General features: G+C 71.1%; 9 protein-coding genes and 1 pseudogene. 9 read left to right on the top strand and 1 reads right to left on the bottom strand.

Annotation, left to right across the window (positions count from 1 at the left end):
- The 3 genes from KUTG_RS10325 to nusB form a co-directional block, all read left to right on the top strand.
- Positions 1–561 (top strand): M24 family metallopeptidase (locus tag KUTG_RS10325; RefSeq protein ID WP_043716556.1); only part of this gene is annotated, 561 nt, incomplete at its 5' end.
- Between the two features lie 67 nt (positions 562–628).
- Positions 629–1,192 (top strand): elongation factor P, encoded by a 564-nt coding sequence (gene efp, locus KUTG_RS10320; protein ID WP_043716554.1) that lies wholly within the window; start codon positions 629–631, stop codon positions 1,190–1,192.
- Positions 1,192–1,611 carry a transcription antitermination factor NusB gene (gene nusB, locus KUTG_RS10315; RefSeq protein WP_043716552.1) on the top strand — a complete coding sequence of 140 codons (420 nt, stop codon included), beginning with the start codon at positions 1,192–1,194 and terminating at the stop codon, positions 1,609–1,611. Before efp ends, nusB begins: the two co-directional genes overlap by 1 nt.
- A 101-nt stretch (positions 1,612–1,712) precedes the next feature.
- On the opposite strand, the gene KUTG_RS10310 is transcribed toward nusB, so the two are convergent.
- Positions 1,713–2,201 carry a transcriptional regulator BldD gene (locus tag KUTG_RS10310; RefSeq protein WP_015803953.1) on the bottom strand — a complete coding sequence of 163 codons (489 nt, stop codon included), beginning with the start codon at positions 2,199–2,201 and terminating at the stop codon, positions 1,713–1,715.
- Positions 2,202–2,460: 259 nt separating this feature from the next.
- On the opposite strand from KUTG_RS10310, the gene pyrR reads away from it, so the two are divergent.
- The 6 genes and pseudogenes from pyrR to carB all read left to right on the top strand — a co-directional run bounded on the left by pyrR (position 2,461) and on the right by carB (position 10,232).
- Positions 2,461–3,045, top strand: a complete 585-nt coding sequence (gene pyrR, locus KUTG_RS10305; RefSeq protein WP_043716550.1) for a bifunctional pyr operon transcriptional regulator/uracil phosphoribosyltransferase PyrR — start codon at positions 2,461–2,463, stop codon at positions 3,043–3,045.
- A complete protein-coding gene (locus KUTG_RS10300) occupies positions 3,042–3,974 on the top strand; it encodes an aspartate carbamoyltransferase catalytic subunit (protein WP_043716548.1) in 933 nt (310 codons plus the stop codon). The genes pyrR and KUTG_RS10300 overlap by 4 nt, the downstream gene beginning before the upstream one ends.
- Positions 3,974–5,287, top strand: coding sequence for a dihydroorotase (locus KUTG_RS10295; RefSeq protein WP_043728841.1), 1,314 nt, complete (start codon positions 3,974–3,976; stop codon positions 5,285–5,287). The genes KUTG_RS10300 and KUTG_RS10295 overlap by 1 nt, the downstream gene beginning before the upstream one ends.
- Positions 5,284–5,793: a PH-like domain-containing protein gene (locus tag KUTG_RS10290; protein ID WP_043716547.1), complete on the top strand. Its 510-nt coding sequence runs from the start codon at positions 5,284–5,286 to the stop codon at positions 5,791–5,793. Before KUTG_RS10295 ends, KUTG_RS10290 begins: the two co-directional genes overlap by 4 nt.
- Positions 5,790–6,911, top strand: coding sequence for a glutamine-hydrolyzing carbamoyl-phosphate synthase small subunit (gene carA / locus KUTG_RS10285; RefSeq protein WP_043716546.1), 1,122 nt, complete (start codon positions 5,790–5,792; stop codon positions 6,909–6,911). Before KUTG_RS10290 ends, carA begins: the two co-directional genes overlap by 4 nt.
- Positions 6,911–10,232, top strand: a pseudogene (gene carB / locus KUTG_RS10280) (carbamoyl-phosphate synthase large subunit). Before carA ends, carB begins: the two are co-directional and overlap by 1 nt.
- The last annotated feature ends 98 nt before the right edge of the window (positions 10,233–10,330 follow it).

Below are 10,330 nucleotides of genomic sequence, written 5' to 3'. Positions count from 1 at the left end.
GACGACGGCATGCGCGACCAGGGGGCCGAGGGACCCTCGTTCGCGACGATCGTCGCCGCGGGGGCGCACTCGGCGATCCCGCACCACGAGCCGACCGACGCGCAGCTCAAGGCCGGCGACCTGGTGAAGATGGACTTCGGGGCGCTGGTCGACGGCTACCACTCGGACATGACCCGCACGATGGTGCTGGGCCGCCCGGCCGGCTGGCAGACCGAGATGTACGAGCTCGTGGCGGCGGCCCAGCGCGCCGGCGTCCAGGCGCTGGCCCCGGACACGCCGCTGGCCGAGGTGGACGACGCGGCCCGCTCGGTGATCGCCGCCGCCGGCCGGTCCGAGCAGTTCATGCACGGTCTCGGACACGGCGTCGGCCTGGAGATCCACGAGGCTCCGGCACTGAGCAGGGCCGGTACCGGTACACTAGCCGCCGGCATGGCGGTCACCGTCGAGCCCGGAATCTACGTCCCCGGGCAGGGTGGCGTCCGCATCGAGGACACCCTCATCGTGCGCGAGGGTGCGCCCGAGCTGCTCACCCTGACCACGAAGGAACTCGTGGTCGTCTGACGCACGACCCGAAACACATTGGTCCGCGCACTGCGGCCCGTCCGCGACTACAGGAGATTCCACCACCGTGGCCACCACCAACGACCTGAAGAACGGCCTCGTGCTCAGCCTCGACAACGGGCTGTGGACCGTCATCGCGTTCCAGCACGTCAAGCCCGGCAAGGGCGGCGCGTTCGTGCGCACCACCCTCAAGCACGTGCTCAGCGGCAAGGTGGTCGACCGCACCTTCAACGCGGGCACCAAGGTCGAGACGGCCACCGTCGACAAGCGCGGCATGACCTACCTGTACAAGGACGGCGCCGACTTCGTCTTCATGGACGGCGACACCTACGACCAGATGACGATCCCGTCCGAGACCGTCGGCGAGGCCGCCAACTACATGCTGGAGAACACCGAGGCCATCGTCGCGGTGCACGAGGGCGTCGCGCTGTTCATCGAGCTCCCGACCTCGGTCGAGCTGGTCATCCAGCACACCGACCCGGGCCTGCAGGGCGACCGCTCCACCGGCGGCACCAAGCCCGCCACGCTGGAGACCGGCGCCGAGATCCAGGTGCCGCTGTTCGTCACCACGGGCGAGAAGGTCAAGGTCGACACCCGCGACGGCCGCTACCTCGGGCGAGTCAACGCCTGATGGGTGCCCGCAGCAAATACCGCAAACGCGCGGTCGACGTCCTGTACGAGGCCGACCTGCGCCGCGCGGACGCCGTGACCCTGCTCGCCGACCGGGTCGGCTCGCCCGACGTGCCCCCGGTCAGCGACTACACGATCGCCCTGGTCGAGGGCGTCACGGCCAACCGTGCGCGGATCGACGAGCTGATCTCCGAGCACGCCGAGGGCTGGACCCTGGCCCGGATGCCGGCGGTGGACCGCGCGGTGCTCCGGCTGGGTGTGTACGAGCTGCTGTGGGAGGCCGACGTGGACGACCCGGTGGCCATCACCGAGGCCGTCGAGCTGGCCAAGGAGCTGTCCACGGACGACTCGCCGCGCTTCGTCAACGGCGTGCTGGACAGCATCGCGCGCATCGCGGTGCACCTGCGCGCCGCCCTGTAACGCACAAGAGAACCTAGAAGGCCGCTCCGCCCGATGTTCCGGGTGGAGCGGCCTTCTGCGGTTTGTCCCCAGGCTGTGCGCGCGGTCGCGCTGCGAAAAACTCAGTCTTCCTTCGAGGGTCGAGCCTCAGGCGGCAGGACGCCCCAGTCGATGAGCTGCTCGGTGAGCTCGCCGGGGGTCATGTCGTAGATGATCGCCAGCGACCGCAGGTCCTCGGTGCGGATGGAGAGCACCTTGCCGTTGTAGTCGCCGCGCTGGCTCTGGATGGTGGCGGCGTAGCGGGCCAGCGGACCGACCTTCTCCGCCGGCAGCTGCTGGAGCCGCTCGAGGTTTATGACGATCTTCGTGGCCGGCTCGGCACCCGAGGGCACGCGGCCCTCGGGCAGCAGTTCGGCCACGGGCACGCCGTAGAAGTCCGCCAGCTCGGCCAGCTTCTGCACGGTGACCGCCCGGTCGCCGCGCTCGTAGGAGCCGACGACGACCGCCTTCCAGCGACCGCCGGACTTCTGCTCGACGCCATGCAGTGACAATCCCTGCTGCTGGCGGATGGCGCGGAGCTTGGCCCCCAACGCCTTGGCGTAATCGCCCATGTGGCGGTTCTCCGTTCATTCGCCCCGTCGGCCGGTAGTCATCGCCGCGGGGAGCCTGAGATCAATACGCAGAGTAATGGTCGCTCGCTGTCGTCACCAGGTCAAGCTGACTTCGCTGCGTCATGCGGGGGAGGGGGCCCCAACCACCCGTAAGGGCTACAGAGCGTGGCTGGTACCGTTGCCTCTGAGCTCGGCAAATGCCGGGCGACCCGACGTCCTTTAAGGACCCGTCCAGTGAGGCGGGGAAGGAGGTCCACCCGTGGCGCCGCGTGTTCGTGGCGCGACGGACCCGGCCGAGCGTGAGCTGCTCTCGGCCGGCGACGTCGCGCGCACCATCGCCCGAATGGCCCATCAGATCATCGAGAAGACGTCCCTGGGTGGCGAGCCAACCCGGCCCGTCGTCCTGTTGGGGATCCCCAGTCGGGGTGCGCCGCTGGCGCGCCGGCTGGCCGGACTGATCGCCGAGTTCAGCGACGTCCGCGTCCCCGTCGGCGCACTCGACACCACCCTCTACCGCGACGACCTGCGGCGACGGCCCAACCGCCCGCTGGAGTCGACCACGCTGCCCGAGGGCGGCATCGACGACTGCCTGGTCGTGCTGGTCGACGACGTGCTGTTCTCCGGCCGCACCATCCGCGCCGCCCTGGACGCCCTGCGCGACGCCGGCCGTCCGGCCTCGGTGCAGCTGGCCGTGCTGGTCGACCGCGGCCACCGCGAGCTGCCCATCCGCGCCGACTACGTAGGCAAGAACGTGCCGACCTCGCGCACCGAGGAGGTGCACGTCTGCCTCGACGAGCTGGACGGGCGCGACGGCGTGTACCTGCGACGGGAAGACCACCAGTGAAACACCTGCTCTCCACCGACGGCCTGGATCCGGCGCAGGCCACCGCGGTGCTCGACACAGCGGACACGCTCAAGCGCACGCTGCTGGGCCGTGAGGTGCGCAAGCTGCCGACGCTGCGCGGCCGCACCGTGGTCACGATGTTCTACGAGAACTCCACCCGCACCCGCGTCTCGTTCGAGGTCGCGGGCAAGTGGATGAGCGCCGACGTGATCAACGTGTCGGCCGGCGGCTCCTCGGTCGGCAAGGGCGAGTCGCTGCGCGACACGGCCCTGACGCTGTCCGCCGCCGGCGCCGACCTGGTGATCGTCCGCCACCCGGCCTCCGGGGCGGCCCACCGCCTGGCCGGCTGGCTGGAGGGCACCGGCACCGGCGTGGTCAATGCCGGCGACGGCATGCACGAGCACCCCACGCAGGCGCTGCTGGACGCGGCCACCCTGCGGGAGCGGCTCGGCACGATCGCCGGCCGGCGGATCGCGATCGTCGGCGACGTGCTGCACAGCCGGGTCGCCCGGTCCAACGTCCACCTGCTGACGGCGCTGGGCGCGGAGGTCGTGCTGGTCGCGCCGCCGACGCTGCTGCCGACCGGGGTGGAGAACTGGCCGGTGTCGGTCTCGCACGACCTGGACCCGGAGCTGCCGGCGCTGGACGCCGTGATGATGCTGCGCGTGCAGGCCGAGCGCATGCACGGGGGTTTCTTCCCGTCGGCCCGCGAGTACTCGATCGCCTACGGCCTCAGCGAGCGCCGGTTCAAGCAACTGCCGGAGCACGCCGTCGTGCTGCATCCGGGGCCCATGCTGCGTGGCATGGAGATCGCGGCGGCCGTCGCGGACTCGCCGCGCGCCGCCATCACCGAGCAAGTCCGCAACGGGGTGCACGTCCGCATGGCGGTCCTGTACCACCTGCTCGCGGGGGAGGAAGAAGCCGCATGATGCTGATCAAGGGAGTCCGTCTCTACGGCGAGGGCGACCCGGTCGACATCCTGGTGCGCGACGGCGTGATCGCCGAGATCGGCCCGTGGCTGGACGCCGCCAGCACCCAGGAGCTCACTCGCCAAGAAATGACGTTGGAGATCATCGACGCCGACGGGCAGATCGCGCTGCCCGGTTTCGTCGACCTGCACACGCACCTGCGTGAGCCGGGCCGCGAGGACACCGAGACGATCGCCACCGGTTCGGCCGCGGCGGCGCTGGGCGGCTACACCGCCGTGTTCGCCATGGCCAACACCGACCCGGTCGCCGACAACGCCGTGATCGTGGAGCACGTCTGGCGCCGCGGCCGGGAGGTCGGCCTGGTCGACGTGCACCCGGTCGGCGCGGTCACCGTCGGCCTCAAGGGCGAGAAGCTGGCCGAGCTGGGCACCATGGCCCGCAGCCAGGCAGGAGTGCGGGTGTTCTCCGACGACGGCCACTGCGTCAGCGACCCGCTGATCATGCGCCGGGCCCTGGAGTACACCAAGGCGCTGGACGGCGTGATCGCGCAGCACGCGGAGGAGCCGCGGCTGACCGTCGACGCGCAGGCCCACGAGGGCGAGCGGGCGGCAAGGCTGGGGCTGGCCGGCTGGCCGGCCGCGGCCGAGGAGTCGATCGTGGCCCGGGACTGCCTGCTGGCCAAGCAGACCGGGGCGCGGCTGCACGTCTGCCACGTCTCCACCGCCGGCACGGTCGACGTGCTGCGCTGGGCCAAGGAACGCGGCACCAAGGTCTCCGCCGAGGTCACGCCGCATCACCTGCTGCTGACCGACGAGCGCCTGGCCACGTACGACCCGGTGAACAAGGTGAATCCGCCGCTGCGCACCGAATCCGACGTGCAGGTGCTGCGGGAGGCGCTGGCCGAGGGTGTCGTCGACTGCGTCGCCACCGACCACGCGCCGCATGCGCCGCAGGACAAGGACTGCGAGTGGTCGGCCGCCCGCCCCGGCATGCTGGGGCTGCAGACGGCGCTGTCCATCGTGGTCGAGACGCTGGTGCGGCCGGGCCTGCTGGACTGGCGCGGCGTGGCCCGGGTGATGAGCGAGAAGCCGGCCGAGATCGCCGGCCTGCCCGACCAGGGCCGGCCCCTGGCCGTCGGCGAGCCGGCGACGTTGACGCTGGTCGACCCCCATGCCACGTGGACGGTGCGCGGGTCCGAGCTGGCCAGCATCGCCGGCAACACCCCGTTCGAGGGCATGGAGTTGCCGGGGGTCGTGCGCACCACGATGCTGCGCGGGCGGGTCACCGTGTCCGAGGGGAAGGTCCAGTCATGACGCGCCTCGTGTTGGTGCTGATCGTGGTGGCCTTCTTCGTGCTGTGCGCCGCCGCGATGTGGTGGGGCTGGCGCAACAAGGCCCGCCGGCAGGCGACGACGCTGCCGGCCTTCCCGGCCGCGCCGTCCGAGCTCGGCGGCGAGCTGCTGCCCGAGCAGAGCGGCGTGTACGTCAGCACCACGCTGGACGACAGCTGGCAGAACCGGGTCGCGGTGGGCGACGTCGGCTTCCGCTCGGAGGCGACGCTTCACCTGCACGACAAGGGTCTGCTCATCGACCGGGTGGGCGCGACCCCGGTCTGGATCCCCCGCGAGACGGTGCGGGACGCGCGGGTCGGCCAGGGGCTGGCCGGCAAGGTCATGTTCGGCGACGGCCTGCTCATCATCCGGTGGCAGGTCTCCGACCAGCTGCTGGACAGCGGGTTCCGGGCCGATGAGAAAGAGCACTACCAGGAGTGGGTGACCGCGCTGCGGTCCATGGCAGGCGTTGGAGGTGGCGCGCAGTGAGTGCTCGCGAGCAGGCCGCGTTGGTGGTCGAGGACGGCCGGGTCTTCCGCGGTGAGGCGTACGGGGCGCTCGGCGCGTCCCTGGGCGAGGTCGTGTTCTGCACGGGCATGACCGGGTACCAGGAGACGCTGACGGATCCCTCGTACCACGGCCAGATCGTGGTGCAGACGGCCCCGCAGATCGGCAACACCGGCTGGAACGACGAGGACGACGAGTCGTCGCGGATCTGGGTTTCCGGTTACGTGGTGCGGGATCCCGCCCGCCGCCCGTCCAACTGGCGGGCCACCGGCACGCTGGACGACGAGCTGGTGCGCCAGGGCGTCGTCGGCATCGCCGGCGTCGACACCCGCACCCTGACCCGGCACATCCGGGACAAGGGGGCCATGCGGGCCGGGGTGTTCTCCGGCGACGAGCTGTCCGATCTGGACACGATGCTGGCCAAGGTGAAGGCCGCCCCGCAGATGAGGGGCGCGGACCTGGCCGGCGACGTCACCACCGCGCAGACCTACGTGGTGCCGGCCGACGGCGAGCGCCGGTTCCGGGTGGCCGCGCTGGACCTGGGCATCAAGTCCAACACCCCGCGCATGATGGCCGCCCGTGGCATCGAGGTCCACGTGCTGCCGCTGACGTCGACCCTCGACGACATCCTCGCCGTCGAGGCGGACGGCGTGTTCCTGTCCAACGGCCCGGGCGACCCGGCCACCCAGGACCACGGCGTCGCGCTGACCAAGGGCGTGCTGGAGCGGCGGATCCCGCTGTTCGGCATCTGCTTCGGCAACCAGATCCTGGGCCGGGCGCTGGGCCGCGGCACGTACAAGCTCCAGTACGGCCACCGCGGCATCAACGTGCCGGTGATCGACACCGCCACCGGCCGCGTCGCCATCACCGCCCAGAACCACGGCTTCGCCCTGGAGGGCGAGCCGGGGGAGCGCTTCGACACCCCGTTCGGCGCGGCCACCGTGAGCCACTACTGCCCGAACGACGGCACGGTCGAGGGCCTGCGCTGCCTTGAGGCGCCCGCCTTCTCCGTGCAGTACCACCCGGAGGCCGCCGCCGGCCCGCACGACGCGGCCGCCCTGTTCGACGAGTTCTGCCAGCTGATGAGTGAGGCCCGCTGATGCCGAAGAGGACCGACATCTCCCACGTCCTGGTGATCGGCTCGGGGCCGATCGTGATCGGCCAGGCCTGCGAGTTCGACTACTCCGGCACCCAGGCGTGCCGGGTGCTGCGCGACGAGGGCCTGCGGGTCAGCCTGGTCAACTCCAACCCGGCCACGATCATGACCGACCCGGAGTTCGCCGACGCCACCTACATCGAGCCGATCACGGCCGAGTTCGTGGAGAAGGTGATCGCCGAGGAGCAGGCGCTCGGCCACCCGATCCAGGCCGTGCTGGCCACCCTCGGCGGGCAGACCGCGCTGAACACCGCCGTCGCCCTGCACGAGCGCGGCGTGCTGGAGAAGTACGGCGTCGAGCTGATCGGCGCCGACATCGACGCCATCCAGCGCGGCGAGGACCGCCAGCTGTTCAAGGACATCTGCGCCTCCGTCGGCGCCGAGACCCCGCGCAGCCGGGTCTGCAAGACGATGGAGGAGGTCCGCGACACCGTCGCCGAGCTGGGCCTGCCGGTGGTCATCCGGCCGTCGTTCACCATGGGCGGCCTGGGTTCCGGCATGGCGCACACCCCGGACGAGCTGGAGCGGCTGGCCACGGTCGGCCTGGACGAGTCGCCGGTGACCGAGGTGCTGATCGAGGAGAGCGTGCTCGGCTGGAAGGAGTACGAGCTCGAACTCATGCGGGACCGCAACGACAACGTCGTGGTCATCTGCTCGATCGAGAACATCGACCCGATGGGCGTGCACACCGGCGACTCCGTGACGGTCGCGCCGGCCATGACCCTGACCGACCGCGAGTACCAGCACATGCGCGACGTCGGCATCGACGTGCTGCGCGCGGTCGGCGTGGAGACCGGCGGCTGCAACATCCAGTTCGCCATCAACCCGCAGACCGGCCGCATGGTCGTCATCGAGATGAACCCGCGGGTGTCCCGGTCCTCGGCGCTGGCGTCGAAGGCCACCGGCTTCCCGATCGCCAAGATCGCGGCCCGCTTGGCCATCGGCTACACGCTGGACGAGATCCAGAACGACATCACCGGCGAGACCCCGGCCTCCTTCGAGCCGACCCTCGACTACGTGGTCGTCAAGGTGCCGCGGTTCGCCTTCGAGAAGTTCCCCGGCGCGGACCCGACGCTGACCACCACCATGAAGTCGGTGGGCGAGGCCATGTCCATCGGTCGCAACTTCTCCGAGGCGCTGAACAAGGCGCTGCGCTCCATGGAGACCAAGGACGCCGGCTTCTGGACGCGCCCCGATCCCGAGGGCGTCACCCTGGAGGACACGCTCAAGGCGCTGGAGCGGGGCCACGACGGCCGGCTCTACACCGTGGAGCGGGCGCTGCGGCTCGGGGCCTCGGTGGAGCAGGTGCACGAGGCGTCCGGCATCGACCCGTGGTTCATCGACCAGATCGCCGCCCTCGGCGAGCTCCGCGAGGAGATCGTGGACGCGGCCGTGCTGGACGAGGCGCTGCTGCGGCGTTCGAAGCGGGCCGGCCTGTCCGACCGGCAGATCGCGTCGCTGCGGCCGGAGCTGGCCGGCGAGGACGGCGTCCGCATCCTGCGGCACCGCCTCAAGGTGCGGCCGGTGTTCAAGACCGTGGACACCTGCGCCGCCGAGTTCGCCGCGCTCACGCCGTACCACTACTCGGCCTACGAGTCGGACCCCGCGGCCGAGACCGAGGTGCTGCCGCAGCGGGAGAAGCCCAAGGTGCTGATCCTGGGCTCCGGGCCCAACCGCATCGGGCAGGGCATCGAGTTCGACTACTCCTGCGTGCACGCGGCCATGGAGCTGCGGCGGGCCGGGTTCGAGACCGTGATGGTCAACTGCAACCCGGAGACGGTGTCCACCGAACTACGACACCTCCGACCGCCTGTACTTCGAGCCGCTGACGTTCGAGGACGTGCTGGAGGTCGTGCACTCCGAGCGCGAGTCCGGCACGGTCGCCGGCGTCATCGTCCAGCTGGGCGGGCAGACCCCGCTCGGGCTGGCGCAGCGGCTGGCCGACGCCGGCGTGCCGGTGGTCGGCACCTCGCCCGGGGCCATCCACCTGGCCGAGGACCGCGGCGCGTTCGGCGAGGTGCTCACCGCGGCCGGCCTGCCCGCGCCCAAGTACGGCACCGCCACGTCGTTCCCGCAGGCCAAGCGGATCGCCGACGAGATCGGCTACCCGGTGCTGGTGCGGCCCTCGTACGTGCTCGGCGGCCGCGGCATGGAGATCGTCTACGACGAGGACACGCTGGCCGGCTACATCGCCCGCGCCACCGAGGTGTCGCCCGAGCACCCGGTCCTGGTCGACCGGTTCCTCGACGACGCCATCGAGATCGACGTGGACGCCCTGTGCGACGGCGAGCAGGTCTACATCGGCGGCGTCATGGAGCACATCGAGGAGGCCGGCATCCACTCCGGCGACTCCTCGTGCGCGCTGCCGCCGATAACGCTGGGCCGCAGCGACATGGAGGCCGTGCGCCGCTCCACCGAGGCCATCGCCCACGGCGTCGGCGTGCGTGGCCTGCTGAACGTGCAGTACGCGCTCAAGGACGACGTGCTGTACGTGCTGGAGGCCAACCCCCGCGCGTCGCGGACGGTGCCGTTCGTGTCCAAGGCGACGGCGGTGCCGCTGGCCAAGGCCGCGGCCCGCATCGCGCTGGGCGCCACCATCGCCGAACTCCGCGAGGAGGGCGTGCTGCCGGCCAGCGGCGACGGCGCCGAGATGCCCGACGACTGCCCGGTCGCGGTGAAGGAGGCGGTCCTGCCGTTCCACCGCTTCCGCACGCCGGAGGGCAAGGGCGTGGACTCGCTGCTCGGGCCGGAGATGAAGTCCACCGGCGAGGTCATGGGCGTGGACTTCTCGTTCGGCAAGGCCTTCGCCAAGTCCCAGACCGCCTCCTACGGCTCGCTGCCGACCAAGGGCCGGGTGTTCGTGTCGGTGGCCAACCGGGACAAGCGGGCCATGGTGTTCCCGGTCAAGCGGCTGGCCGACCTGGGCTTCGAGATCCTGGCCACCACCGGGACCGCGGAGGTGCTGCGCCGCAACGGTGTCGCCTGCACGGTGGTGCGCAAGCACTTCGAGGGCGAGGGCAACATCGTGGAGAAGATCCTGGCCGGCGAGGTGGACATGATCATGAACACCCCGTACGGCAACCACGGCCCTCGCGTGGACGGCTACGAGATCCGGACGGCGGCGGTGGCGCGGGACATCCCGTGCATCACCACCGTTTCCGGGGCTGCCGCGGCCGTGCACGGCATCGAGGCCCTCATCCGGGGGGACATCGGCGTGCGGTCGCTCCAGGCGCTCCAGGCCGGGCTGAAGGGTGCGAAAGCGTGAGCGAGCTTGCGAGCGAACCATTCAACGCTGTAGCGGCGGTCGCGCTGCCGACGAAGGAGGCAGCGTGAGCGAGTCTTTCGGGGCCCGGCTGGCGGCGC

Source organism: Kutzneria sp. 744, from assembly GCF_000568255.1.
In the GTDB taxonomy this organism is placed as follows: Bacteria; Actinomycetota; Actinomycetes; order Mycobacteriales; family Pseudonocardiaceae; genus Kutzneria.
The sequence above is the reverse complement of the archived record's forward strand: the minus strand, read 5'-3'. Positions and strand labels throughout refer to the sequence as shown.